22 protein-coding genes and 1 riboswitch are annotated in these 23,845 nt (G+C 71.1%); of the genes, 8 read left to right on the top strand and 14 right to left on the bottom strand.

Features of this window, described 5'->3' with window-relative positions:
* Nucleotides 1–206: 206 nt before the first annotated feature.
* Entirely contained in the window at nucleotides 207–1,451 is a 1,245-nt protein-coding gene (locus AB0D14_RS27070) for a cytochrome P450 (protein ID WP_362783824.1), read from the bottom strand.
* A gap of 279 nt (nucleotides 1,452–1,730) precedes the next feature.
* Here AB0D14_RS27070 and AB0D14_RS27065 point away from each other — a divergent pair, with 279 nt between their 5' ends.
* Together AB0D14_RS27065 and AB0D14_RS27060 are read left to right on the top strand one after the other, a co-directional pair.
* Entirely contained in the window at nucleotides 1,731–2,900 is a 1,170-nt protein-coding gene (locus AB0D14_RS27065; protein ID WP_362783821.1) for a steroid 3-ketoacyl-CoA thiolase, read from the top strand.
* Nucleotides 2,901–3,065: 165 nt separating this feature from the next.
* Nucleotides 3,066–4,313 (top strand): alpha/beta hydrolase, encoded by a 1,248-nt coding sequence (locus AB0D14_RS27060; RefSeq protein WP_362783818.1) that lies wholly within the window; start codon nucleotides 3,066–3,068, stop codon nucleotides 4,311–4,313.
* 171 nt (nucleotides 4,314–4,484) lie between these two features.
* Here AB0D14_RS27060 and AB0D14_RS27055 read toward each other — a convergent pair whose 3' ends face one another.
* The 6 genes from AB0D14_RS27055 to AB0D14_RS27030 all read right to left on the bottom strand — a co-directional run bounded on the left by AB0D14_RS27055 (nucleotide 4,485) and on the right by AB0D14_RS27030 (nucleotide 11,244).
* On the bottom strand, nucleotides 4,485–4,928 hold the full coding sequence (locus AB0D14_RS27055) for a transglycosylase SLT domain-containing protein (protein ID WP_362783815.1): 444 nt from the start codon (nucleotides 4,926–4,928) through the stop codon (nucleotides 4,485–4,487).
* 330 nt (nucleotides 4,929–5,258) lie between these two features.
* Nucleotides 5,259–6,152 (bottom strand): ECF transporter S component, encoded by an 894-nt coding sequence (locus tag AB0D14_RS27050; protein WP_362783812.1) that lies wholly within the window; start codon nucleotides 6,150–6,152, stop codon nucleotides 5,259–5,261.
* Complete coding sequence (locus AB0D14_RS27045) at nucleotides 6,149–7,993, bottom strand: ATP-binding cassette domain-containing protein (RefSeq protein WP_362783809.1); 1,845 nt, start codon at nucleotides 7,991–7,993, stop codon at nucleotides 6,149–6,151. The genes AB0D14_RS27050 and AB0D14_RS27045 overlap by 4 nt, the downstream gene beginning before the upstream one ends.
* Nucleotides 7,990–9,267, bottom strand: a complete 1,278-nt coding sequence (locus AB0D14_RS27040) for an energy-coupling factor transporter transmembrane component T (protein ID WP_362783807.1) — start codon at nucleotides 9,265–9,267, stop codon at nucleotides 7,990–7,992. The genes AB0D14_RS27045 and AB0D14_RS27040 overlap by 4 nt, the downstream gene beginning before the upstream one ends.
* A gap of 13 nt (nucleotides 9,268–9,280) precedes the next feature.
* Nucleotides 9,281–9,970: an SCO2322 family protein gene (locus AB0D14_RS27035; protein ID WP_362783804.1), complete on the bottom strand. Its 690-nt coding sequence runs from the start codon at nucleotides 9,968–9,970 to the stop codon at nucleotides 9,281–9,283.
* Nucleotides 9,967–11,244, bottom strand: a complete 1,278-nt coding sequence (locus tag AB0D14_RS27030) for a prenyltransferase/squalene oxidase repeat-containing protein (RefSeq protein WP_362783801.1) — start codon at nucleotides 11,242–11,244, stop codon at nucleotides 9,967–9,969. Before AB0D14_RS27030 ends, AB0D14_RS27035 begins: the two co-directional genes overlap by 4 nt.
* Nucleotides 11,245–11,432: 188 nt before the next feature.
* Nucleotides 11,433–11,511, bottom strand: a riboswitch (cobalamin riboswitch).
* Nucleotides 11,512–11,599: 88 nt separating this feature from the next.
* Between AB0D14_RS27030 and AB0D14_RS27025 the strand changes: the two genes are divergently transcribed.
* Nucleotides 11,600–11,788: a hypothetical protein gene (locus AB0D14_RS27025; RefSeq protein ID WP_362783800.1), complete on the top strand. Its 189-nt coding sequence runs from the start codon at nucleotides 11,600–11,602 to the stop codon at nucleotides 11,786–11,788.
* Nucleotides 11,789–11,942: 154 nt separating this feature from the next.
* On the opposite strand, the gene AB0D14_RS27020 is transcribed toward AB0D14_RS27025, so the two are convergent.
* Nucleotides 11,943–12,974: an MBL fold metallo-hydrolase gene (locus tag AB0D14_RS27020; protein WP_362783798.1), complete on the bottom strand. Its 1,032-nt coding sequence runs from the start codon at nucleotides 12,972–12,974 to the stop codon at nucleotides 11,943–11,945.
* Nucleotides 12,975–13,149: 175 nt separating this feature from the next.
* Here AB0D14_RS27020 and AB0D14_RS27015 point away from each other — a divergent pair, with 175 nt between their 5' ends.
* Together AB0D14_RS27015 and AB0D14_RS27010 are read left to right on the top strand one after the other, a co-directional pair.
* Complete coding sequence (locus tag AB0D14_RS27015; RefSeq protein ID WP_362783796.1) at nucleotides 13,150–14,607, top strand: aldehyde dehydrogenase; 1,458 nt, start codon at nucleotides 13,150–13,152, stop codon at nucleotides 14,605–14,607.
* Nucleotides 14,608–14,610: 3 nt separating this feature from the next.
* Nucleotides 14,611–14,844: a ferredoxin gene (locus tag AB0D14_RS27010; protein WP_362783794.1), complete on the top strand. Its 234-nt coding sequence runs from the start codon at nucleotides 14,611–14,613 to the stop codon at nucleotides 14,842–14,844.
* Between the two features lie 177 nt (nucleotides 14,845–15,021).
* Here the strand turns inward: AB0D14_RS27010 and AB0D14_RS27005 are convergent, their stop codons facing one another.
* Nucleotides 15,022–15,669, bottom strand: a complete 648-nt coding sequence (locus AB0D14_RS27005) for a TetR family transcriptional regulator (protein ID WP_362783792.1) — start codon at nucleotides 15,667–15,669, stop codon at nucleotides 15,022–15,024.
* A gap of 274 nt (nucleotides 15,670–15,943) precedes the next feature.
* Between AB0D14_RS27005 and AB0D14_RS27000 the strand changes: the two genes are divergently transcribed.
* Genes AB0D14_RS27000 through AB0D14_RS26990 form a run of 3 tightly spaced genes read left to right on the top strand, consistent with a single transcriptional unit; the run spans nucleotide 15,944 to nucleotide 19,307 of the window.
* Nucleotides 15,944–17,461: a glycosyltransferase family 4 protein gene (locus tag AB0D14_RS27000; RefSeq protein ID WP_362783958.1), complete on the top strand. Its 1,518-nt coding sequence runs from the start codon at nucleotides 15,944–15,946 to the stop codon at nucleotides 17,459–17,461.
* On the top strand, nucleotides 17,455–18,240 hold the full coding sequence (locus AB0D14_RS26995) for a methyltransferase domain-containing protein (RefSeq protein ID WP_362783789.1): 786 nt from the start codon (nucleotides 17,455–17,457) through the stop codon (nucleotides 18,238–18,240). Before AB0D14_RS27000 ends, AB0D14_RS26995 begins: the two co-directional genes overlap by 7 nt.
* Nucleotides 18,237–19,307, top strand: a complete 1,071-nt coding sequence (locus AB0D14_RS26990) for a prenyltransferase (RefSeq protein WP_362783786.1) — start codon at nucleotides 18,237–18,239, stop codon at nucleotides 19,305–19,307. The genes AB0D14_RS26995 and AB0D14_RS26990 overlap by 4 nt, the downstream gene beginning before the upstream one ends.
* A gap of 40 nt (nucleotides 19,308–19,347) precedes the next feature.
* Here the strand turns inward: AB0D14_RS26990 and AB0D14_RS26985 are convergent, their stop codons facing one another.
* From AB0D14_RS26985 to AB0D14_RS26965, 5 genes are all read right to left on the bottom strand, one after another.
* Nucleotides 19,348–19,641 carry a hypothetical protein gene (locus tag AB0D14_RS26985; RefSeq protein WP_362783783.1) on the bottom strand — a complete coding sequence of 98 codons (294 nt, stop codon included), beginning with the start codon at nucleotides 19,639–19,641 and terminating at the stop codon, nucleotides 19,348–19,350.
* 159 nt (nucleotides 19,642–19,800) lie between these two features.
* Nucleotides 19,801–20,808, bottom strand: coding sequence for an LLM class F420-dependent oxidoreductase (locus AB0D14_RS26980; RefSeq protein ID WP_362783780.1), 1,008 nt, complete (start codon nucleotides 20,806–20,808; stop codon nucleotides 19,801–19,803).
* 126 nt (nucleotides 20,809–20,934) lie between these two features.
* Nucleotides 20,935–21,795: a hypothetical protein gene (locus tag AB0D14_RS26975; RefSeq protein ID WP_362783777.1), complete on the bottom strand. Its 861-nt coding sequence runs from the start codon at nucleotides 21,793–21,795 to the stop codon at nucleotides 20,935–20,937.
* A 178-nt stretch (nucleotides 21,796–21,973) separates the two neighbouring features.
* Nucleotides 21,974–22,957, bottom strand: a complete 984-nt coding sequence (locus AB0D14_RS26970) for an N-acetylmuramoyl-L-alanine amidase (RefSeq protein WP_362783774.1) — start codon at nucleotides 22,955–22,957, stop codon at nucleotides 21,974–21,976.
* A gap of 120 nt (nucleotides 22,958–23,077) precedes the next feature.
* Nucleotides 23,078–23,728: a class I SAM-dependent methyltransferase gene (locus AB0D14_RS26965; RefSeq protein WP_362783772.1), complete on the bottom strand. Its 651-nt coding sequence runs from the start codon at nucleotides 23,726–23,728 to the stop codon at nucleotides 23,078–23,080.
* Nucleotides 23,729–23,845: the final 117 nt, after the last annotated feature.

Raw genomic sequence — 23,845 nt, 5'->3', positions numbered from 1 at the left:
AATCTTCGAAGGTGTGAGTTGTTTGTGCCACCCGTGAAGACGCGCAACGGAACAGAAACGTTCACGGGTCGCCGGTGGAAGAAAACCCGGAGACGCGTGGGAGAGAACCCCAAGGTGCGTGGAAGAGAACCCCGAGAGGCGTGGGAGAGAACCCGGAGAAGCAGGGGCGCGGCGCAGGTGGGCGCCCCTGCCTCCCCGGCTGCGGGTCAACCGGCGCTGACCTGCAGTTCCTTGACACCGTTGATCCAGGCCGAGCGCAGTCGGCGCGGATCCGAGACGAGACGCATATCGGGCATCGCGTCGGCGATCGCGTTGAAGATGAGGTCGATCTCCAGGGTGGCCAGCGACTTACCGAGGCAGAAGTGCGGGCCGCCGCCCCCGAAACCGAGGTGCGGGTTCGGGTCGCGGTCGATGTCGAAGACCTCCGGTGAGTCGAAGACCGCGGGGTCGTTGTTGGCGGACGAGTAGAAGAGGCCGACGCGGTCGCCCTTCCTGATCTGTTTGCCGCCCAGTTCGGTGTCCTGGGTCGCCGTGCGCTGGAAGGAGACGATGGGGGTCGCCCAGCGGACGATCTCCTCCGCGGCGGTCGCCGGGCGCTCCCGCTTGTAGAGGTCCCACTGGTCGGGGTGGGTGAGGAAGGCGTGCATGCCGTGCGTGATGGCGTTACGGGTTGTCTCGTTGCCCGCGACGGCCAGCATCAGCACGAAGAAGCCGAACTCGTCGGAGGCGAGGTTGCCCTCGTCCTCGGCGGCCACCAGCGTGGAGACGATGTCTTTGGCGGGGCACTGCTTGCGGTCGGCCGACATGTTCATCGCGTAGGCGAGGATCTCGGTGGCGGCCTCCTGGCCGATCTCCGCGGTGATCGCGTACTCCGGGTCGTCGTAGGCGATCATCTTGTTGGACCAGTTGAAGATCTTGGAGCGGTCGTCCTGCGGGATGCCGATGAGTTCCGCTATCGCCTGCAGGGGCAGCTCGCTGGCGACCTCGGTGACGAAGTCGAAGGAGCCGCCGGGTCCGGCGTTCGCGAGGGCGGTCTCGACGATCCGGCCCGCCCGGGCGTGCAGGTTCTTCTCCAGGGCGCGGATGGCGCGCGGGGTGAAGCCGCGCTGGACGATCTGGCGGACCCGGGTGTGCTCGGGCGGGTCCATGTTGAGCAGGATCAGCTGCTGGGCGTCGATCGCGTCCCGCTCCATGTGCGGGCCGAACCGGATGATCGCGGTGTTGAGGGTGGAGGAGAACAACTCGGGGTGCGTGGACACGTACTTGACGTCGGCGTGCTGAGTGATGGCCCAGTAGCCCTCGTCCCCGAAGCCGGCGAGGTTGAGCGGCTGGGGAATCCAGCGAACCGGTTCAGCCTGACGCAGCTCGGCGAACTCCGGGAGGGGCACGCGGTGGTGCAGCAGATCGGGGTCGGTGAAATCGAACCCGTCGGGCAGCGCTGGGCAGGGCATCGGCAACTCCAGGTCGTGCGACGGTCGGGTTCTGACGGCCCATCAGGAACCGGGAATTGTCGTGAAGGTAGTAACGGGTTCTACAAGAGGCAAGGGGCATGACACCCCGAATTCCGTGCGGGATACGTGTAGATCACGACTTCAGGGGCTGCACGACTCTTGCGGTGACGGACGCCGGGTCAGCAGACTGCACACAGAACTAGAACGCGTACTAGTTGAGCGTGGCGGGTGGGCCGGGACGCCCGCGCCGCGCGGGTGACCCGAGGAGAGGAACTCCCCATGGCCGCGGAACCCGTGATCGTCGAAGCCGTGCGCACCCCCATCGGCAAGCGCGGCGGCGCGCTCGCCAATCTGCACCCTTCCTACCTGTTGGGCGAGACCTACCGTGAACTTCTCGGCCGTACCGGCATCCACGCCGACTGTGTCGAGCAGATAGTCGGCGGCACGGTGACGCACGCCGGTGAACAGTCCATGAACCCGGCGCGCACTGCCTGGCTGACCATGGGTCTGCCGTACGAGACGGCGGCGACGACGGTCGACTGCCAGTGCGGCTCCTCACAGCAGGCCTCGCACATGGTCGCCAACATGGTCGCGGCCGGCGTGATCGACGTCGGGATCTCGTGCGGCGTCGAGGCCATGTCGCGTGTGCCGCTGGGCTCCGGGTCCAAACACGGGCCGGGCAAGCCGTTCCCCGACGAGTGGAACGTGGACCTGCCGAACCAGTTCGAGGCGGCGGAGCGGATCGCGCGTCATCGTGCGCTGACCCGGGAGAACGTCGACTCGCTCGGGCTCGTCTCGCAGGAGCGCGCGGCCAACGCCTGGTCCGAGGAACGCTTCAAGCGGGAGACCTTCGCCGTGCAGGTTCCGACCACGGAGGAGGAGCAGGGCGCCGGGCAGGGCATGTGGCGGCTCGTCGACCGCGACGAAGGTCTTCGCGACACGTCCATGGAGGCACTGGCGAAGCTGAAGCCGGTCATGCCGACAGCCGTCCACACGGCGGGCAACTCGTCCCAGATCTCCGACGGCGCCTGCGCCATCATGTGGGCGTCCAAGCGGATGGCGCGGGCGCTGAAGCTCCGCCCGCGCGCACGGATCGTGGCCCAGGCACTGGTCGGCTGCGACCCGCACTTCCACCTCGACGGCCCGATCGACGCGACGAAGGCCGTCCTGGGCAAGGCCGGGATGACCCTGAAGGACATCGACCTCGTAGAGATCAACGAGGCCTTCGCGTCAGTGGTTTTGAGCTGGGCGCAGGTCTTCGAGCAGGACCTGGAGAAGGTGAACGTGAACGGCGGCGCGATCGCCCTGGGCCACCCGGTGGGCGCCACCGGGGCCCGGCTCATCACCACCGCACTGCACGAACTGGAGCGCAGGGACAAGGAGTTCGCCCTCATCACGATGTGCGCGGGCGGGGCGCTGTCGACCGGGACGATCATTCAGCGGTTGTAGTCCGTCCCGGCACCTGCGCGTCTCCCATTGGTCAGCTTGGTCAGCTTGGTCAACTCGACGTTCGGTTCAGATCTCTCCGCCGGCGCCCCGGTGTACTCAGGTCCACCGCAAGTCCGGGGGATACTCGGATGTCGGGACGAAGCGGGCTTCCGTAGCGTCCTGGACATGAGCGATGATGAACGCGGAAACCAGGAAACAACACCCGATCGGCGTGCGTGGCGAGGACTCGCAGGAGCCGCCGTCCTGCTGCTCGCCGCCACTCCGGCGGCCACCGCCCTGAATGGCCCCGTAGGCCACGGCACGGAACGCGGCGAGTTACTCGCCATGACCTCGGCCGCCTCCCACGACGCCACCGGTGTGCGGAAGTTCCTCGCCGGGCGCGACATCGCCACCGGCACCGTGCGGTACGGGGTGCGGGCGTACCGGCTGACGTACCGGACCGTCGACCCGTTCGGGAAACCCACCACCGCCACCGGCCTGCTGAGTCTCCCCAAGGGCGGCGGCCACCGGCTCGACCTCGTCTCCGACACGCACGGCACGATGGTCCACCGCGGGTACGCGCCTTCCGCGGGCGAGGACTTCGGGCGCATCCCGTCCTACCTGAACGCCTCCGCGGGCCGTGCCGTCGCCGCGCCGGACTACCTCGGGCTCGGCGACGGGCCCGGACGCCACCCGTACATGGACACCCGCTCCTCCGTCACCGCCGCGGTGGACATGCTGCGTGCCTCGCGCACGGCGGCAGGACAGCTCGGGAGGCCGCTCACCGGGGACGTGTACGCGACCGGGTTCTCCCAGGGCGGGGCGGTCGCCATGGCTCTGGGGCACGCGATCGAGGAGGGAGCCGACCGGCGCTTCCGGCTGAAGGCGCTGGCTCCGGTCGCCGGGCCGTACGACCTGACGGGTGAGGAGATCCCCGGACTGTACGACGGCCGGGTCAACGACATCAGCGGTGTCCTCTACATCTCGTACTTCCTGGTCGCCCAGAACCGGCTCCACCCGCTCTGGAAGGACCCGGCCGAGGTCTTCCGCGCGCCGTACGCGGCCCGCGTCGAAGGGCTCTTCGACGGTGAGCACGAGGAGGAGGACGTCATCGCGGGGCTGGCGCCCACGGTGGAGAAACTGCTGATGCCCGGGTTTCTGAAGGAGCTGCGAAAGCCAACGGGCGCGTTCCTGCGAACACTGAGGGGCAACAGTGAGGGGTGTGCGTGGAAGCCGGACGTGCCGGTGCGGCTGTACGCGGGAAGGGTCGACAGCGACGTACCCATCGGGAACGCCCGCAGCTGCGCCCGCGACCTCGCGAAGCGCGGGGTGCGGGCGCAGCTCGTGGACCAGGGAGCGGACGCGGACCACTTCACGACGTTGGCGCGGTCGGCGCCGCAGGTGGTGCGGTACTTCGACCGCGTGAGCCCGTAGGGGGCACCCCCGGGGATCTGCTCGGCGGGCCGGGCGGGCCGGGTGGGGCCCAGGGGTGCGCAGGGCGAAGGCGGCGGCCCGGGGATCGGGGGGCCGCCGCCTTCGCGTACAGGGGGCTGGTGTCGTGCAGGGGGGTCGTGAGCGGTGTCTCGCGGGCGCTGTTCGGCCGACTCAGTACCAGCCGTTGGCCTGCCAGAAGTTCCAGGCTTCAGCGGGGCTGCCGTAGCGGTCGTTCATGTAGTCGAGGCCCCACTTGATCTGGGTCTCCGCGTTCGTCTTCCAGTCGGAACCGGCGGAAGCCATCTTCGAGCCCGGCAGGGCCTGCACCAGGCCGTAGGCGCCGGAGGAGGCGTTCGTGGCGTCGACGTCCCAGCCGCTCTCGTGCTCGACGATCTTGGAGAACGCCTTGTACTGCGCGTCGTCGTGGATCATCTTCTGCGCAGTCGCCTTGGCCGAGGTGGAGGAGGCTGCCGTGGAGGCAGCGGGGGCGGCGGGAGCAGCGGCCTGGGCGGGACCCGCCGCGAACACCATGCCGGCGGTGGCGGCGGCCACGGCGGCACCGGTGAATGCCTTCTTCGGGGTGGTGATGCGGCGGATGCGGGTGGAGAAGCGCACGGAGAACCTTTTCTTCGGGGACGGGGCGGTCGCTCGTACGCCCTGACGTCGGCCTTGGCGTGCGGTGGCGCCTGGACCCGGATGGGCATGTTCTGCGCCTTGCGACTCCTCCACGGAAACAGGCCGAGAAGGCGTCCGCAATGCCCCCTTTTGCTAGTTGTGGTCGTATGTGCAGCAGAAGGTCCCTGTGTGATGTGGCTCTCAATCCGCAGGTCAGAGGCGGTAAGGGCGTAGACATGACAAGCGGGACGAGCTACGGCCGCGCTTAGTAGAGGACCAAGGTCCTGTGGGCCGCCTCACGATGCGTGTAACAGGAAGTAGTTGCCGCTTCTACAGGGTGCGGCGGCCGGGGCCCTCGAACGTGACCGGCGTCTCGAAAGCCGCTCTCCGTGTGGCCCGGCGGAGCGCCTTGAGGACCGTCACGCCCAGGGTGAGGGTCAGCACGACGGTCACCGTGGCCCGGCCCAGGTCCCAGCCGAGGGACGTGGCCAGGCAGTACGCCACGAAGCGGGCCAGATTGGTGTGCACGGCGTCGTCCGGGTCGAAGGCGACGTTCGACGACAGCGCATCCATGAAGGGCCAGCCGGCCAGGTTCATGAGCGTGCCGTACGCGAAGGCCGCGAGGAAGCCGTACGCGGCGAGCATCGCCAACTCGCCCCTGCCCCGCAGCCGGTCGGCGCCCGGAAGCAGCCCCGCGCCCATCGTGAACCAGCCCATGGAGAGCATCTGGAACGGCATCCAGGGCCCGACCCCGCCGGTGAGCAGCGCGGAAGCGAACATCGTGACCGCCCCCAGCACGAAGCCGAACCCCGGACCCAGCACCCGCCCGCTCAGCACCATCAGGAAGAACATCGGCTCGATGCCCGCCGTACCGGCACCGATCGGCCGCAGCGCGGCGCCGGTCGCGGCGAGCACTCCGAGCATGGCCACGGCCTTGGGGCCGAGCCCCGACTCGGAGATCGTCGCCGCGACGACCCCGACCAACAGCACGAGCAGCCCGGCGAACAGCCAGGGCGCGTCCTTCGAGTGGGCTCCGACCTGGGAGGTCGGCCCACTGAAGAAGGGCCAGGTGAGCGCGGCGAGGCCGATGACACCGACCAGGACGAGGGTGGCGACGGAACGGGGGCCCAGCCGGATGGGGCGGGCCTGGGGCTGGGAATGGAGCTGGGAGTGGAGCTGGGGCTGAGGTTGGAGCTGGGGCTCTGGCCGGAGTGGGTTGCTCATGAAATCGCTCCCTCCGTCGGCTCCGACGCGCTCAGCGCCTCGCGCACCTGGGACACCGTCAGCCATTTCTGCGGGGAGAGGACCTTGGTGACCTGCGGCGCGAAGGACGGGGAGGCGACGACCACCTCGGCCGTCGGGCCGTCGGCGACGGGTTCGCCGTCGGCGAGGATGACGACCCGGTGCGAGAGTTCGGCGGCCAGCTCGACGTCATGGGTGGCCAGGACGATGGCGTGGCCCTCGGCCGCGAGCGTCCGCAGCAGGGTGACCAGGCGGGACTTGGCCGCGTAGTCGAGACCGCGGGTCGGCTCGTCGAGGAGGATCAGGGGTGGGCGGGCCGTCAGTACGACGGCCAGGGCAAGGGTGAGCCGCTGGCCCTCCGAGAGGTCCCGGGGATGCGTGCCGTCCTCGATGCCCGGGAGCAGCTCGGACACCAGGGCCCGGCAGGTGCCGGGCTCGGCCCCCGCGTCGGAGTCCGCGGCCGCGCACTCACCGGCCACCGTGTCCGCGTACAGCAGGTCCCGGGGCTCCTGGGGTACGAGGCCCACGCGGCGGATGAGTTCACCGGGCGCCGTGCGGTGGGGCTGGAGCCCGCCCACGCGCACGGAACCCGCCGAGGGCGGGACGAGCCCGACGAGGGCGGAGAGCAGCGTCGACTTGCCGGCGCCGTTGCGGCCCATGAGCGCGATGGTCTCCCCGGGAGCGACGGTCAGGTTGACGTCGTGGAGCACCTCGGTGCGGCCACGGCGGACGGAAAGGCCCTCGATCACCGCCGCACGGGGCGTGCCGGGGGTGTTGGGGGCGCCGGGGGTGTCGGGCGTGCGCCGGCGGAAGAGCCGCGGGCGACGGGAGGGCGGCACACCGTCTCCCGTCGGGGATGCGGGTGCGGGTGCGGGTGGAAGTACGGGTGCGGTTCCGCAGGTGGGTCCGGGTCCGGGTCCGGGTTCGGGTGCGGTTCCGGGGGTGGGCCCGGGTCCGGTTCCGGGGGTGGGTACGGCTCCGGTCGCGCCCGTGCCGTCGTACGCGAGGCCCTCCAGGCGTTCCCGCAGTGCTCCCGCTCTCCGCCGGGCGTCCCGGACCGTCAGCGGCAGGGGCGACCACCCGTCGAGCCGGCCCAGGGCCACCACCGGTGGGTACACCGGCGACACGGCCATGACCTCGGAGGGCGTGCCCAGCATCAGCGGGGCGCCCGGCGACGCGAGGAGGGCGACCCGGTCGGCGTACTGCACGACGCGTTCCAGGCGGTGTTCGGCCATGAGGACCGTCGTGCCGAGGTCGTGGACGAGGCGCTGGAGTACCGCGAGGACCTCCTCGGCGGCGGCCGGGTCGAGGGCCGACGTCGGCTCGTCGAGGACCAGGACCTCGGGATGCGGGGTGAGGACCGAGCCGATCGCGACCCGCTGCTGCTGTCCGCCGGAGAGGGTGGCGATGGGGCGGTCGCGCAGGTCGGCGAGTCCGAGCAGGTCCAGGGTCTCCTCGACGCGGCGGCGCATCACGTCCGGCGCGAGGCCCAACGACTCCATTCCGTAGGCGAGTTCGTCCTCGACCGTATCCGTGACGAAGTGCGACAACGGGTCCTGGCCCACGGTGCCGACCACGTCGGCGAGTTCGCGGGGCTTGTGCGTGCGCGTGTCACGGCCCGCGACCGTCACCCGCCCGCGCAGGGTGCCGCCCGTGAAATGCGGGACCAGCCCGCTCACCGCACCCAGGAGGGTTGACTTGCCGACCCCGGAGGGGCCGACGAGCAGTACCAACTCTCCCTCGGGGACCGTGAGTTCGATGTGCCGGACAGTGGGTTCCGCCGCCCCGTCGTACGTCACGGAGACATCCTCGAAGCGGATCATGAGGGCTCCTTGCCGGTGGCGCTGATGTCGGTGAGAGCGGGAGAGGGGGCGACGAAGGCGGGGGCCAGGCCCAGCAGGATCGCCGCCGCCGGCCACAGCGGAAGCGTCGGCGCCGTCAGCGGAACGACACCGGGGTGCAGGGCCGCGTAGCCGTACGCGTCGTACGAGGCGTACAGGATCAGCAGCGCCGCGACTCCCGCACCGGACACGGCGACGAGCCAGGCGCGGACGCCCCACGTGTCCGGCCGGTACCGGGTGCGCAGCGAGCGGCGCCCGCCGAGCCACAGGCCGCCGAGTGCCGCGCCGAGTCCGGCGAGCAGCACGGGCAGGCCGTAGCTGCCGCCCTCCGCGGTGAGCAGGCCGTAGGTGCCGGCGCAGACCCCGACCAGACCGCCGAGGGTGAGCGTGGCGGTGGTGCGGCGGACACCGGGCGGCACCTCGGCGGAGCGCCCGTAGCCCCGCGCGTCCATCGCCGCGGCGAGAGCCACCGAACGCTCCAACGCGCCTTCCAGGACCGGCAGTCCGACCTGGAGCAGGCCACGCAGGCCGTGGTCGGGGCGGCCACGCAGGCGCCGGGCGGCGCGCAGCCGCTGGACGTCCGCGATCAGGTTCGGCGCGAAGGTGAGAGCGACCACCACGGCCACTCCGGCCTCGTACAGGGCACCCGGGAGTGATTTGAGGAGGCGGGCCGGGTTCGCGAGGGCGTTCGCGGCGCCCACGCAGATGAGGAGCGTGGCGAGTTTCAGGCCGTCGTACAGGGCGAAGACCAAGCCCTCCGCGGTGACACGGCCACCGACACGGATGCCCTGGGCCCAGTCGGGGAGAGGGAGTTCCGGGAGAGTGACGAGGGTGTGCGTGCCCGGGATGGGCGAGCCGAGGAGAACGGCGAAGGCCAGCCGGATCCCGAGCACGGCGAGCGCGAGCTTCACGAAGGCGCCGTAGGAACGGGCCCAGGGGGCCTCCGTCCGCCGCGCCGCCACCACATAACCGGCGACGCCGACGAGCAGGGCGAGGAGAAGGGGGTTCGTGGTGCGGGACGCGGCGGTTCCGAGCCCCAGAGCCCAGATCCACCAGGCGCCGGGATGGAGGGCGTTGGTACGGGTCGCCCGCGGGGCGCTAAGCCGCCGAAGGACCCGGCGGCCGGAAACGCTGTCGGGCGCCGCGGCCGGCACAGGGGCGGGTTCGGCCCTGCCGGTGCTGCCCGTGTTGCCGGTGCGCCAGGGGGCGTGCCCGGGCCCGCGGCGCTGGTGGCGGTCGTTGTCGTCGGCGGTCATCACGTACGTCCCGTCAGCCGCGACGCCGACGCGCCTGCCAGATCGCGGCCGCGCCCAGCACGGCCACGGCGGCGATCCCGGCCACCAGGCCCACCGACGGCCCGCCGCCCCCGGACCCGCTCTCCCCGCGGGACGGCGCGGAAGCCTTCGGACGCTCGCCACGATTGCCGCGGTCGCCTGACACGGCCTCGCCGCACCCCGTGCGGGGGTAGTCCGCGATGGCGCACAGCAGGGCGTTCGTGTCGTAGCGCAGCGGCTTGGCGACGGCGGCGAGGGCGTCCGCGGTCGTCGCGTCCTCGTCGACGCGGGCGCAGGCCGTGCGCGCGCTCGGCGGAGTCGACCCGGCCGGCGCGTCCGCGGCCGTACCGAAGTCGAGGACGAGGGCGACCCGTTTCGCTCCCTCCCGTGCGGGTGTCTTCGCGCAGATCGTCGCGAAGTCGCCTTCCCCGCGGGGCTTCGCAGAGTCCTTCGAGTCCTCGCTCACCGAGAAACGGAAGCCCTGAACGTCCCCGTCGGACGGCTGCGCGGTCGACGGGCCCTGCGTCGCGTACACCCACGCACCGGCACCGGCACCGGCATCTGCACCGGAATCACGGTCCCAGAAGGACCAGTAGCGATAGCCGGCCGCCTGGGCCTGCCCCGCGGTGCCGAGTACGGCGAGCAGAAGGCCCAGGACCAGCAGGGCCAGGCGGCGGCGGGTCACGGCTGCTGCTTCTTCTTGCTGCGGCCGCTGAGGAGGAAACCGACGCCGATGCCGCCGACCAGGCCGACCCCGACGATCCACCAGACGCTCACTCCACCGTCGTCCTCGTTCTTGTCCTCACTCTTGTCCTGCTCGCCCTCCTTGCTGCTGGAGGGGTCGGCGGCCTGGGCCGCGGGGCCGGTCGCGCCGAGCTGCTTCACGAGGTCGGCGCCGCCGAAGTCGCGCGGGTCCGCCCCGGTGGCGTGCGCCGCGAGGATCAGCTGCGCGTACGCGGCCGGGCCGCTCTTGGCGGCCCAGGGGCCGGAGTTCTTCTCAAGCCAGGCCAGGGGCTTTCCGGCGTCGGCCGTCCGGCCCGCCGCCGCGAGCGCGACGACCGTGTCGGCGGTGTTGCCGTAGTCGGGCTGGTCCTCGGCGCCCGCCAAGGCGGATTCCAGGTGACCGTTCTTCGCGGCCGCGCCGACGAGGTACGCGGCACCGTTGGCCGCCGCCTGCTCCGGGGTCAGGGAGTCGCCGCCCGTGCACTTCGAGGCGTCGGAGGACTCCTTGCCCTCCCCGCCCTCACCCTCGCCCTCGGGATCCGTCACCAGGCCCTCGCCGAGCGCGCCGAGCACACCCGCGGCCGTGGCGTCGGCGTTCGCGGCGAGTTTGCCCTTCTTGTCCGGCTGGAAGGCGAAGGCGCCCCCGCCGTCCGCGTCACAGGGGACGGCCAGCCCGCGCAGGGCGTCGTACGGTGTCCGGTCGTCCTTCGACCGCAGGCCCCGCGTGTCGGTGCCCGCGGCCTCCAGGGCCCCGATCACGACGGACGTCGAGTTGGTGTCGCCTGCCCCGCCGGGGAGATAGCCCCAGCCGCCGTCCTCGTTCTGTACGGATTTCAGCCACTTCACGGCCGCGCCGGTCACGGCGTCGTCCGCGTCGAGCGCCTCCAGGGCCTGGAGGGCCGCGGCGGTGCTGTTCGTGTCGAGCTGAGTCTTGGCGTCGCACTTCGTGGTCGGGTCCGCGCGGTAGGCCGCGAAGGCCCCGTTCGCGCACTGTTGTCCGGTGAGCCAGTCGACGGCCTTCGCCGCGGGCTTCACGCCCACGGTGTGCTGGGCGAGCAGCGCGAGCGACTGCCGCCAGACGCCGTCGTACGTGGGGTCGGAGCTGCCGTACAGACCCGAGGGGGTCGTCGGGGCCGGGGACGCGGAGGGTGACTCGTCGGCGAGGGCGGCCGGCGCGAACGCCGTGCCGATCACGGCGGTGGCGGCCAGTACCGCGGCGCTGCGACGGACAAACATGATCGGCGGGTGCCTCTCTGTACTCATCGGTTCGCCAACGAGGTGCCACGGCCGGTTTCCGGCGCGCCCCTTCGGCTCTCCCTGCGGGAAGCCGGGCAGCCCGGAGCACCGGGCGGCTCGGCTCCGTATGCCTCGACGGTGCCGGTCACCGGCGGTCCCGGTGACGCGAGCCGGTCACGTTCCGCACGGGGTGTTCCGGCTCGCCGCCCGTCAGGACCGGGGCGGCACACGGCTGCGGGTCAGCGCCGGATTTGCACCGGCTTCCCCCCGTACGAGTGTGATGACGACCTGCTCACTGTACCGGCCCGTAGCAACACCTCTGGGGCCCGGTCGGGCGAGCCGGTAGCTTCGGCTCATGCGGAGTCACACACGGATCGGTGGCCTCGTCGGATCGGGTCGCAGGGCGGACGTCTGCGCACTCGAAGTCGAGGAGACGGGCGAGGGTGCGGCAGAGGAGACGGCCGGGGAGCCAGGAGGGGAGCACGGGGCGGAGGCCGGGGCGTGGGTACTGCGGCGCTATCGGAACGGCTGCGCCCACTCCTGAGGGTCCGAGGAGGGGTGTCCCGATGGCTCCCTGCCGTCGAGGGTCATCCGAATATGCCTCTCCGCGCCCGAACGGACGGGGAGTTGGCCGCATCTCGCAGCAATGTGCTCGGAAAGTGACGGCGTGAGTCCGGGTTCGTGTCCCCGACGCCTCGTCAGACCGCCACGTACGTCACCGGGGCGCTGCCTGTCATGGCCTCCGCGCTGCCCAGTTTCACCAGTCGGCGCAGATGGGCCTCCGCCTCCGAGACCGCGATGTTCCTGGATCCGTACGGGATGTCGGCCCAGGGGCGGTTCCACTGCATGCGCTCGGCGACCTGCCACACGGTGAGCGGGGTGGAGAGAAGGGAGAGGAGGCTGGTGAGCCGGTCCTCGTGATGGGCGAGCAACTCCCGTACGCGGGACGGCGCGTCGATGAAGGGGTGGAGGTGCGCGGGGAGCACCTCGGCCGGTTCGAGGCTCCCGATCCGCTCCAGGGAGTCGAGGTAGTCGCCGAGCGGGTCGGGGACGGTGTCATCGTCCGGGTCCTCGTACAGCCCGATGTGCGGGGTGATCCTCGGCAGGAGATGGTCGCCGGAGAACAGCCGCCCGTTGCCCGGGAGTTGGGCCGGGTGGGCCTCCTCCAGGTGGAGGCAGACATGGCCGGGTGTGTGGCCCGGGGTCCAGATCGCGCGCAGGCGCCGGCCGGCGAGGTCGAGGAGTTCGCCGGGGACGATCTCCCGGTCGGGGAGCGCGGGGGAGAAGCCGGGGAACCGGGAACGGGCGGAGGGGGCGGCGCGCAGCGGCGCCACATGCTCCTCTGGCGCGCCCGCGGCGGTCAGTTTGTCCGCCATGTACGCCAACCAGCGGCCGGGTTTGGTCTCACGTGTGCGCCGCACGATGGAGATGTCGGCCGCGTGCATGGCCACCCACGCGCCCGACGCCTCGCGCACCTTGGCCGACAGCCCGTGGTGGTCGGGGTGGTGGTGTGTGATCACCACGCCGTGGACCTCCGCGACGGCCGTTCCGCACGCCACCAGTCCGTCGGTGAGCGCGTCCCAGGACGCCGGATCGTCCCAGCCCGTGTCGATCAGCACCGGCCCGCGGTCGGTGTCCACGACGTACACGAGCGTGTTGCCGAGGGGGTTGTCCGGGATGGGGACCTCGACGGATCGTACGCCTCCGCCGTGGTCGGTCACCTGTGGCATGGGCTCCCCTGTCGCCGTCTTCCGGTCACTATAACTAGAACGAGTTCCATTGGGGGCGCAATGGCAGTGCTGCGCACTCCGTGGACTCCTCCAAGTGGAACTGGTATCAGTTTCAGTGTCTGAGTTTCTGATGCATCGTCAGGAACGGGAACAGTCCTCGGAGAGGCAGTCGGTCATGACCGAGCTCGTGGAACACGGACAGCTTTTCATCGGCGGGGAGTTGACCGCTCCCCTGGGCCGGGACGTCATCGAGGTGATCTCCCCGCACACCGAGGAGGTCATCGGCCGGGTGCCGCACGCCTCGCGGGAGGACGTCGACCGGGCCGTCGCGGTGGCGCGCACCGCCTTCGACGAGGGGCCCTGGCCGCGGATGTCCCTCGACGAGCGCATCGAGGTGGTCACCCGGATCAAGGACGCGATCGCGGTACGGCACGAGGAGATCGCCCGGGTCATCTCCTCCGAGAACGGCTCCCCGTACTCCTGGAGCGTCCTCGCGCAGGCGCTCGGCGCGATGATGGTGTGGGACGCGGCGATCACGGTCGCACGGGACTTCACGTACGAGGAGGCCCGTGACGGAGTGCTCGGGAAGATCCTCGTCAGGCGTGAACCGGTGGGGGTCGTGGCGGCCGTGGTCCCGTGGAACGTGCCGCAGTTCGTGGCGGCGGCCAAGCTCGCGCCCGCGCTGCTGACCGGCTGCACGGTCGTGCTCAAGCCGTCGCCCGAGTCGCCGCTGGACGCGTACATACTCGGCGAGATCGCGAAGGAGGCCGGGCTGCCGGAGGGGGTCCTGTCGATCCTGCCGGCGGACCGCGAGGTGAGCGAGTACCTCGTCGGGCATCCCGGCATCGACAAGGTCTCCTTCACGGGGTCGGTCGCGGCGGGCCGGCGCGTCATGGAGGTCGCCTCACGCAACCTCACCCGCGTGACACTGGAGCTGGGCGGGAAGTCGGCGGCCGTGGTCCTGCCGGACGCGGACCTCGGGACCTCCGTGCCGAACATCGTCTCGGCGGCCTGGATGAACAACGGCCAGGCGTGTGTCGCCCAGACCCGCATCCTGTTGCCGCGCTCGCGCTACGACGAGTTCGCGGAGGCGTTCGCCGCGGCGGCGAACGCGCTGGTGGTCGGCGACCCGCTGGACCCCGCCACCCAGGTCGGCCCGCTCGTCGCGCGGCGGCAGCAGCAGCGCAACCTCGACTACATCCGCATCGGCCAGGAGGAGGGCGCCAAGATCCTCGCCGGCGGCGGCCGCCCGGCCGGCCTGGACCGCGGCTGGTACGTCGAGCCGACGCTCTTCGGCGGCGTCGACAACTCCATGCGGATCGCGCGCGAGGAGATCTTCGGCCCGGTGATCTGCCTGCTCCCGTACGGCGACGAGGAGGAGGCGGTGAAGATCGCCAACGACTCGGAGTACGGACTGAGCGGCAGTGTCTGGACCGCCGACGTGGCCCGCGGTATCGACGTGGCCCGCCGGGTCCGCACCGGCACGTACTCCGTCAACACCTTCAGCCTCGACATGCTCGGCCCGTTCGGCGGCTACAAGAACTCCGGCCTCGGCCGCGAGTTCGGCCCCGAGGGCTATGGCGAGTACCTGGAGCACAAGATGATCCACCTGCCGGCCGGCTGGGAGGCCTGAGAGATGGGCGACCGCTGGCAGGTCGAGGTCGATCGCTCCCTCTGCATCGGCTCGGCCCAGTGCACCCACCTCGCGCCGACCGCCTTCAGCCTCGACTCCGCGATGCAGTCTCACCCCACGGACCCCGAGACGGACGCCAACGAGAAGATCCTGGAGGCGGCGGAGGGGTGCCCGGTGGAGGCGATCATGATCAACCTGCTGGGCAGCGGGGAGACAGTGTTTCCGCCCGAGGAGTGAGGGCGCGCCCGAGGAGTGAGGGTGCGCAGGAGCGGGCGCGTGTGTGGCTGCCGGCCGGTGGGGGCCGGGCGCGCAGTTCCCCGCGCCCTTTTCGGGGCGGAGGCCGGCGGGGCCCGGTGAGCGGTGGGTGCACCTGGTCCTGCCAGGGATGCCGCCGGATTGCCGGCGTGCCGCCGGTCAGTCGTCCGGCGACGTCAGGTCGATCAATCTGCACACCATCTCGATGTCGATCTTCACCTGGGCGATCGAGGCGCGGCCGGAGAGCCAGGTGATCAGGGCCGAGTGCCAGGTGTGCTCGATGACGCGGACGGCGGAGAGCTGGGCGGGGGTGGGATCGTCGAGGCCCATGGCGTCGAGGATGATCACCGTGGTCTGGCGGGAGACCTGGTCGACCTCCGGGCTGACGCTGCGGTCGGCGAACGTGAGGGCGCGGACCATCGCGTCCGCGAGGTGCGGCTCGCGCTGGAGCGCGCGGAAGGCCCGCATGAGGGTCTCCGCCACCCGCTGCGCCGCCGTGTCGCCCGTCGGCGGCTTCTTGCGGAGGGTCCCGTGCATATGGGCCAGCTGGTCCTGCATGGTCGCGACCAGCAGATGCACCTTGGACGGGAAGTAGCGGTAGAGGGTGCCGAGCGCGACCTGCGAGGACTCCGCCACCTCCCGCATCTGGACCGCGTCGAAGCCGCCCCGGCTCGCCAGCTGCGCGCTCGCGTGCAGGATGCGCCGCCGTCGCGCCTCCTGGCGCTCGGTGAGCGGGGGAGTGGCCGGCTGCGCGGCCCGTACGGGCGGCTGCGCGGCCTTCGCCGCAGTCTTGGATTCCGTAGGCATGGATCCCGTTCCGTGACGTTCGTACAGCAGAGGGCTGTGGGGGCTGTGGGGCGGGTGAGGGCGGATGGATGCGAGTCGGTGCAGGTGGGGTGAGAGCAGCGTAGAGCCCTGCCGTGGCGTGAATCACCCGAGCCACCGCTCACAGGAGGGCTACCTGCCGGTAGATTCAGTGCTCCCTGAACGATCAAGTCTGAAACTTGTTCTAGATTACCGTCCCGAAGTAATCTCGCGGGAACGTGCTGGAAGAAGGGGGCCGAGAGTGACCCATGAGGCCATGGAGGCAGGCCTCCACGCGGGCTCGGCCGCCGACGCCGACCGACCGCTGCGCATCGCGCTCCTCACCTATAAAGGGAACCCGTTCTGCGGCGGACAGGGTGTCTACGTACGGCACCTCTCGCGCGAGCTCGCCCGCCTGGGCCACCAGGTCGAGGTCATCGGCTCGCAGCCGTACCCGGTGCTCGACGAGGGCGAGGACCTCGACGGGCTCTCCCTCACCGAGCTGCCCAGTCTCGACCTGTACCGCCACCCGGATCCCTTCCGTACGCCGAAGCGCGACGAGTTCCGCGACTGGATCGACGCCGTCGAGGTCGGCACGATGTGGACCGGCGGCTTCCCCGAACCGCTGACGTTCTCCCTGCGTGCCCGACGCCATCTGCGCGCCAGGCAAGGCCACTTCGACATCGTGCACGACAACCAGACGCTGGGGTACGGGCTGCTGGGAGATGTGGGCGCGCCGCTGGTCACCACCATCCACCACCCCATCACCGTGGACCGGCAGTTGGAGCTGGACGCCGCCGGGAGCCGCCGCAAACGGGTGTCCGTCCGCCGCTGGTACGCCTTCACGCGTATGCAGAAGCGCGTCGCGCGCCGGCTGCCGTCCGTGCTCACCGTCTCCGGCACGTCCCGTCAGGAGATCGTCGACCATCTCGGTGTGCGGGACGAGCGGATCCACGTCGTGCACATCGGTGCCGACGCCGACCTCTTCTCGCCCGATCCTTCCGTGCCGAAGATCCCGGGCCGGATCGTCACGACGTCCAGCGCGGACGTTCCCCTCAAGGGCCTCGTCTTCCTCGTCGAGGCGCTCGCCAAGATCCGTACCGAGCACCCCACGGCCCACCTCGTCGTCGTCGGCAGGCGCGCCGAGGACGGGCCGGTCGCCCAGCTCATCGAGCGGTACGGGCTCGAGGACGCCGTCGAGTTCGTGAAGGGCATCACGGACGCGGAACTCGTCGACCTCGTCCGGTCCGCCGAAGTGGCCTGCGTGCCCTCCCTGTACGAGGGTTTCTCGCTGCCCGCCGCCGAGGCGATGGCGACCGGTACGCCCCTGGTGGCCACCACCGGCGGAGCCATCCCTGAGGTCGCGGGACCCGACGGCGAGACCTGCCTGGCCGTCCCGCCCGGCGACGCGGGAGCGCTGGCCGCCGGCCTGAGCAGGCTTCTGGGCGACCCCGGTCTCCGTGCGCGGCTCGGCTCGGCCGGGCGCTCGCGCGTGCTGGAGAAGTTCACCTGGGCCCGCGCCGCGGAGGGCACGGTGGCCCGCTACCGCGAGGCGATCGCGGAGGCGGCCCGCTCCGCGTCGGCACCAGGAAGCCGCTCCGCGTCGAAGACCCCCGGCCGTTCCGCGGCCGAACAGGAGGCGGACCAGGCCTCCGCCACCTCCGTCACCTCGGCCACTTCTGTGGCGCCCGCGGCGCCGGACAAGTCCGCGTTCGCGGGACAGGCGGCGCCGCCGGCCTCCGCGGCGCCCGCCCCCGTGGACACCCCTCACCGTGAAAGCAGGACCACGTGCTGACCGTCGACTTCTCCCGGTTTCCGCTTGCCCCGGGGGACCGAGTGCTGGATCTCGGATGCGGGGCGGGACGCCACGCCTTCGAGTGCTACCGGCGTGGCGCTCAAGTCGTCGCGCTGGACCAGAACGCCGAGGAGATCCGCGAGGTCGCCAAGTGGTTCGCCGCGATGAAGGAGGCGGGCGAGGCGCCCGAGGGCGCCACCGCCACCGCGATGGAGGGTGACGCGCTGCGGCTGCCCTTCCCCGACGAGTCGTTCGACGTCGTCATCATCTCCGAGGTGATGGAGCACATCCCGGACGACAAGGGTGTACTCGCCGAGATGGTCCGCGTGCTCAGGCCCGGCGGCCGGATAGCGATCACCGTTCCGCGCTACGGGCCCGAGAAGGTCTGCTGGACGCTGTCGGACGCGTACCACGAGGTCGAGGGCGGCCACATCCGCATCTACCGGGCGGACGAGCTGCTCGACAGGATCCGCGAGGCGGGCCTGCGGCCGTACGGCACACACCACGCCCACGCCCTGCACAGCCCCTACTGGTGGCTGAAGTGCGCGTTCGGCGTCGACAACGACAAGGTGCTGCCGGTGCGGGCGTACCACAAGCTCCTCGTCTGGGACATCATGAAGAAGCCCCTCGCGACCCGGGTCGCCGAGCAGGCGCTCAACCCGCTGATCGGCAAGAGCTTCGTGGCGTACGCGACCAAGCCGCACCTGCCCGCCGGCCTCGTCGACGCCGCACCGATGGACACGGCATCCGCGAACACGGCATCCGCGGACGCTTCGTGACGACTCCGCCCACCGAACACCTCGTCCTGACAGGGGTGCTCACCGCGGAAGAGGCCGCGCAGACCGTCCAGGGCATCCTGGCCGTACAGCGCGCGGACGGCGCCATCCCGTGGTTCCGCGGTCACCACCTCGACCCGTGGGACCACATAGAGGCGGCCATGGCCCTGGACGCGGCCGGTGAGCACGAGGCCGCCGGCCGGGCGTACGAGTGGCTGGCCCGGCACCAGAACCAGGACGGCTCCTGGTACGCGGCCTACGCCGACGGGGACGCGGCCGACGTCACCGACCGCGGGCGCGAGACCAACTTCTGCGCGTACATCGCCGTCGGTGTGTGGCACCACTACCTGGCGACCGGCGACGACACCTTCCTGGACCGGATGTGGCCGTCGGTGGTCGCGGCGGTGGAGTTCGTCCTGGAACTCCAGCGGCCGGGCGGGCAGATCGGCTGGAAGCGCGAGGACGACGGCACGGCCGTCGAGGACGCGCTGCTGACCGGCAGTTCGTCCGTCCACCACGCGCTGCGCTGCGCGCTCGCCATCGCCGACGAGCGCGAGGAGCCGCAGCCGGACTGGGAGTTGGCGGTGGGCGCGCTGCGCCACGCGATCCGCAGGCACCCCGAGCGGTTCCTCGACAAGGACCGCTACTCGATGGACTGGTACTACCCGGTGCTCGGCGGCGCGCTCACCGGCGCCGAGGCGAAGGAACGCGTCGAGCGGGACTGGGACCGTTTCGTGGTCCCGGGGCTCGGCGTGCGGTGCGTGGTGCCCAACCCGTGGGTGACGGGCGGCGAATCGGCCGAACTCGCCCTGGCCCTGTGGGCCGTGGGCGAGTCCGACCGTGCCCTGGAGATACTGCAGTCGATCCAGCACCTGCGGGACCCGTCGACGGGCCTGTACTGGACGGGCTATGTCTTCGACTCCAGGGCGATCTGGCCCGAGGAGCTCACCTCCTGGACAGCGGGCTCGCTCCTTCTCGCCGTCGCCGCACTCGGCGGTGACGAGGCGACCTGCGCGGTCTTCGGCGGCGACCGCCTGCCGTTGGGCCTGGACCCCGACTGCTGCCAGTAGAGGGGCTGCTGCCGGTAGGGGAACTGCTGCCGGTAGTGGCTCAGTGGCGGTGCGCTCGATTGGCGATCGCGTGTCCGATGAAGAGGTAGACCACGGCTGCGAGACCGTAGCCCGCGACGACCCGTGCCCACTGCTCGTCGAACGTGAACAGGTCGTGCGACCAGCCGGCGAGCCAGCGGGCCGCGTCATGGATGAACTGGACGAAGTCGTTGCCCTGGTTGGCGTCCAGTAGGTACATCAGGATCCAGAGGCCGAGAATGACGGCCATGATGTCGGCGACGATCGCGACGACCGTCCCGGCTTGATTGGAACCGTTGCGATATCGAGAGGACATGCCCTGCGTGTAGCCCTTGAATCCCGTATGAAACATCCCGCACGAAACCCTGCCTCTACGCGTGCTCTACGCGTGATGGTTCGTCAGCCACCGTGCTGACGCGCGGTGGTGGAGTGTGTGGGTGTCCGTGGATGACGGTGTGGCTCGGCACCGCCGCGTTCAGTTGAGCTCGGCCAGCGTCCGCAGGGTGTGCGGGTCGGGTGACAGGAGGAGCAGGTCGGTCACCGGCCCCTTGCGCCACAACTCCAGTCGTTCCGCGATCCGTTCACGCGGGCCGACCAGAGAGATCTCGTCGGCGAAGGCGTCGGGCACGGCGAGTACCGCCTCCTCGCGGCGGCCCGCCAGGAACAGTTCCTGGATACGGCGGGCCTCCTCCTCGAAGCCCATCCGCGCCATCAGGTCGGCGTGGAAGTTGCGCGCCGCGTGTCCCATGCCCCCGATGTAGAAGCCGAGCATCGCCTTCACGGGAAGCAGCCCTTCGGAGACGTCGTCGCAGACCTTCGCCCGGGCCATGGGCGCGACGAGGAAGCCCTCGGGAGCGGCGGCGAGGGAGGCCTCGTACACGGCCGTCCTCATCGGCGACCAGTACAGCGGCAGCCAGCCGTCGGCGATCCGGGTCGTCTGTGCGATGTTCTTCGGGCCCTCGGCCCCAAGGAGGACGGGCAGTTCGGCTCGCAGTGGATGCGTGATGGGCTTGAGGGCCTTGCCGAGTCCGGTGCCGTCCGCCCCCCGGTACGGGTGCGAGTGGAAGCGTCCGTCCAGCTCGACCGGGCCCTCGCGCCTCAGGACCTGGCGTACGACGTCGACGTACTCACGGGTCGCGGTGAGCGGTGACTTGGGGAACGGGCGCCCGTACCAGCCCTCGACGACCTGCGGGCCCGAGAGCCCGAGGCCGAGCATCACACGTCCGCCCGAGAGGTGGTCGAGGGTGAGCGCGTGCATCGCGGTCGTGGTGGGGGAGCGGGCCGCCATCTGGGCAATCGCCGTGCCCAGCTTGATCCTTGACGTCTGGGCGGCGATCCAGGTCAGTGGGGTGAAGGCGTCGGAGCCCCATGACTCGGCGGTCCACACCGAGTCGTAGCCGAGCCGCTCCGCCTCCCGTGCGAGCGACACATGGTCCGCCGAGGGGCCGCGGCCCCAGTACCCGAGGGCGAGTCCGAGCCGCATACACCACTCCTGACGGTGTGTCAGATACCTGGTCGCCGGGCCGACTGTACGGGAACGGCCCCCCGCCCGGAAGAGCCGCGAAGAGCTCTTGGGGTGGAGGGCCGTGACGGGACCGGCGGCGGAGTGTCAGCCCCGCTGGATCCCGGACGTGTCCTGAAGCACACCGCGGCGGCCGTCCTGCGTCTGGGCCACCAGGCTCGGGCCGCGCTGCTCGACGGCCAGGTACCAGGTGCCCGGCGCCAGCTCGGCGATCGGCGTCGGCGAACCGTCCTCCGCGAACAGCGGACGCGCCACCGGCACCGCGAACCAGAACGGGGAGAAGTCGCCCGCGGGCTGCTGTGCCTGCGGGGCCTGCGGCTGCGGAGCCTGCGCCTGCTGCGGCTGACCGGGCTGCGGCTGGCCGGGCTGGGCGCCGAACGACTGGCCTTGCTGCGGCTGACCACCGAAGGGCTGACCCGGCTGCTGGGCACCCGGGTAGCCGTAACCGGCCTGCGGCTGACCGCCGTAGGGCTGCGGGGCGGCCGGCTTGGGGGCGGGGAGGAGCGCGCCCTTGAGGGCCGGGACGAGGGGCGCGGCGACCGCGGCACCCGCGAGGACCAGGGTCGCGACGAGGCTGAGGATCAGGCCGGTGCCGGCGCCGATGGCGTCGGTCCCGCCGTTGTTGTCGAAGCCGCCGGCCGGGTCGAGGATGTTCCCGATCGCGCTCCAGGCGGCGAACACCGTGAAGGCGATGCCGAACGGGCCGAGGTCGAGGCCGGCTACCTTCGCCGCCTGCGGCAGACCGTGGGCGACGATGATCAGCGCGGCGCCGATGATGCCGGCCAGGGTGACGCTCAGGAGGACCGGGCCACTGCCCCAGGCGTTCGGGATGTCGGCGCTGTCGGGGGCCCCGTCGATCGTGTAGATGTCGAGGAACGACGCGATCAACAGCAGAACCGCTGCTCCGATCACCACGCCGTCGCCTCGAGTGAGGGAGCGGATATTCACTTCAGGTCCTTCGTCAGTCGTCTCGTCAGCGGTAGAGGCGTCGCTGTCACCCTGTCGCCGTCAGGTCGTGATGTCGCCGTTCGGCTCGTGGTGCGTAGCGCAGGGGCGGCCCCATATCGTAGAGACGACACTATCGTCCGCCCCACAGGGGTGTCCGCCCGGATGAACCCGCTGAGCACTACCCGCGCAGGAAACTCACGATTCCCTCAGACATTCCTTGCGCCGCCTTCTGCCGCCAGGTGTCACTGGTCAGCCGCCCGGAGTCCTCACTGTCGCGCATGTTGCCGCACTCGATGAACACCTTCGGAACCGTTGACAGATTGAGACCGCCGAGGTCTTTGCGCACATCGAGACCGGTGCCGTCGCCGACGTAGTTGGAGGGCGGACTGCCGGTGGTGCGCCGGAAGGCGTCCGCGATGCGCTCGCCCAGGTCACGGGACGGGGCCACGATGGGACGGGTGTCGGCGGCGCCGGAGTGCACCGAGCCCGGCAGGATCACATGGAAGCCGCGGTTGCCGGGAGCCGAACCGTCCGCGTGGACCGACACGACGGCGTCCGCCGCGGCCTTGTTGCCGATCTGGGCCCGCCCGTCCACGCACGGACCCCAGGCGCGGTCGCTGTCATGGGTGAACTTCACCGTGGCACCCTCCTTCTCAAGGATGGTGCGCAGACGACGCGAGACGTCGAGGGTGAACTTGGCCTCGGTGTAACCGTCGTTCGTCGAGGTGCCGGTGGTGTCGCACTCCTTCCAGTTCGTCCCGATGTTCACCTTGCGGTTGATCTCGGACGGGTGCCGGAAGTTGCCGGGGTTGTGACCGGGGTCGACGACGACGACCTTGCCCTTGAGGGGGCCGGAGGCGGCGGGGGCCGAGGCCGTGGCTGACGGTGACGCGCCGGTCTCCCCGCCGCCCCCGGACTGGCCGGTGCCGCCCTCCGGCCGCTCCTTGCCGTCGGCAGAGGTGTTCGCCGACGAGGAACGGCTCTCCGAGGCCGAAGCCTGCGCGGCGGCCGAGTCGTTCCCGTCGGAGTCGCCCACCGCCTGCCACACGAGCCAGCCGGCCAGTGCGCCCGGCACGAGCGCGGCGACGGCGACGGTCAGGGGGCGGCGCAGGGGATGGCGCGAGGGGCGTGGGGGTTCGAAGTCCGGGCCTACGTATGACACGGCAGCCACCTTACGGGTCGGCCAAGCCGTCTGCCCGGAAGGAGCGCCCCTGGCCCCCCGAGTCGCTGCGAACCTCCGCCCCGGCTCCCCCGACTGGAGCCCGCAGCCCCCGGCTCTCCCTCAGATCCCCGTGCCCGTACGCCGCAGCACCCGCAGGGAGTCCGTCACCGAGACCTCCGTGAACGCGCCGGACTCCAGCGCCCGCAGATACACGCGGTACGGCGCCTGCCCGGTGAACTCGTCCACCGGGTCGGGGAACACGTCGTGGATCAGCAGCAGCCCACCCTCGGCGACATGGGGCGCCCAGCCCTCGTAGTCGCCGGTCGCGTGCTCGTCGGTGTGGCCGCCGTCGATGAAGACGAGACCGAGGGGGGAGTTCCAGAAGCCCGCGATCTGCGGCGAGCGGCCGACGACCGCGACCACGTGGTCCTCCAGGCCGGCCTTGTGGAGCGTGCGGCGGAAGGCCGGCAGCGTGTCCATGCGGCCGACTTCCGGGTCGAGCGTCGACGGGTCGTGGTACTCCCAGCCGGGCTGCTGCTCCTCGCTCCCGCGATGATGATCGACGGTGACCGCCGTGACTCCGGCTTCGCGAGCCGCGCCGGCGAGCAGAATCGTCGACCGCCCGCAGTACGTCCCGACCTCCAGCAGAGGCAGGCCCAACCGCCCCGCCTCAACAGCGGCCTCGTACAACGCGAGCCCTTCCCCCACGGGCATGAACCCCTTGGCCCCCTCGAACGCAGCAAGAATCTCGGGCGCGGGTGCCGCGGGCATGGAGTTCCTCCAGGTCGTACGTACACGTCTGTGACTGCCATCGTGCCGCATGCCACACCGACGACGCCCCGTCAGGGGCGCGGGGAACTGCGCGCTCAACCACGACGGACCGGCAGC

It is taken from the genome of Streptomyces sp. NPDC048484 (assembly GCF_040651415.1).
Taxonomy (GTDB): domain Bacteria; phylum Actinomycetota; class Actinomycetes; order Streptomycetales; family Streptomycetaceae; genus Streptomyces.
The sequence above is the reverse complement of the archived record's forward strand: the minus strand, read 5'-3'. Positions and strand labels throughout refer to the sequence as shown.

What these genes read in the sequence shown, in the direction of transcription:
- AB0D14_RS27070 (WP_362783824.1), bottom strand. Translation starts at nt 1,451, where the DNA reads ATGCCCTGCCCAGCGCTGCCCGACGGGTTCGATTTCACCGACCCCGAT.
- AB0D14_RS27065 (WP_362783821.1), top strand. Translation starts at nt 1,731, where the DNA reads ATGGCCGCGGAACCCGTGATCGTCGAAGCCGTGCGCACCCCCATCGGC.
- AB0D14_RS27060 (WP_362783818.1), top strand. Translation starts at nt 3,066, where the DNA reads ATGAGCGATGATGAACGCGGAAACCAGGAAACAACACCCGATCGGCGT.
- AB0D14_RS27050 (WP_362783812.1), bottom strand. Translation starts at nt 6,152, where the DNA reads ATGAGCAACCCACTCCGGCCAGAGCCCCAGCTCCAACCTCAGCCCCAG.
- AB0D14_RS27045 (WP_362783809.1), bottom strand. Translation starts at nt 7,993, where the DNA reads ATGATCCGCTTCGAGGATGTCTCCGTGACGTACGACGGGGCGGCGGAA.
- AB0D14_RS27040 (WP_362783807.1), bottom strand. Translation starts at nt 9,267, where the DNA reads ATGACCGCCGACGACAACGACCGCCACCAGCGCCGCGGGCCCGGGCAC.
- AB0D14_RS27030 (WP_362783801.1), bottom strand. Translation starts at nt 11,244, where the DNA reads ATGTTTGTCCGTCGCAGCGCCGCGGTACTGGCCGCCACCGCCGTGATC.
- AB0D14_RS27025 (WP_362783800.1), top strand. Translation starts at nt 11,600, where the DNA reads ATGCGGAGTCACACACGGATCGGTGGCCTCGTCGGATCGGGTCGCAGG.
- AB0D14_RS27020 (WP_362783798.1), bottom strand. Translation starts at nt 12,974, where the DNA reads ATGCCACAGGTGACCGACCACGGCGGAGGCGTACGATCCGTCGAGGTC.
- AB0D14_RS27015 (WP_362783796.1), top strand. Translation starts at nt 13,150, where the DNA reads ATGACCGAGCTCGTGGAACACGGACAGCTTTTCATCGGCGGGGAGTTG.
- AB0D14_RS27010 (WP_362783794.1), top strand. Translation starts at nt 14,611, where the DNA reads ATGGGCGACCGCTGGCAGGTCGAGGTCGATCGCTCCCTCTGCATCGGC.
- AB0D14_RS27005 (WP_362783792.1), bottom strand. Translation starts at nt 15,669, where the DNA reads ATGCCTACGGAATCCAAGACTGCGGCGAAGGCCGCGCAGCCGCCCGTA.
- AB0D14_RS27000 (WP_362783958.1), top strand. Translation starts at nt 15,944, where the DNA reads ATGGAGGCAGGCCTCCACGCGGGCTCGGCCGCCGACGCCGACCGACCG.
- AB0D14_RS26985 (WP_362783783.1), bottom strand. Translation starts at nt 19,641, where the DNA reads ATGTCCTCTCGATATCGCAACGGTTCCAATCAAGCCGGGACGGTCGTC.
- AB0D14_RS26980 (WP_362783780.1), bottom strand. Translation starts at nt 20,808, where the DNA reads ATGCGGCTCGGACTCGCCCTCGGGTACTGGGGCCGCGGCCCCTCGGCG.
- AB0D14_RS26965 (WP_362783772.1), bottom strand. Translation starts at nt 23,728, where the DNA reads ATGCCCGCGGCACCCGCGCCCGAGATTCTTGCTGCGTTCGAGGGGGCC.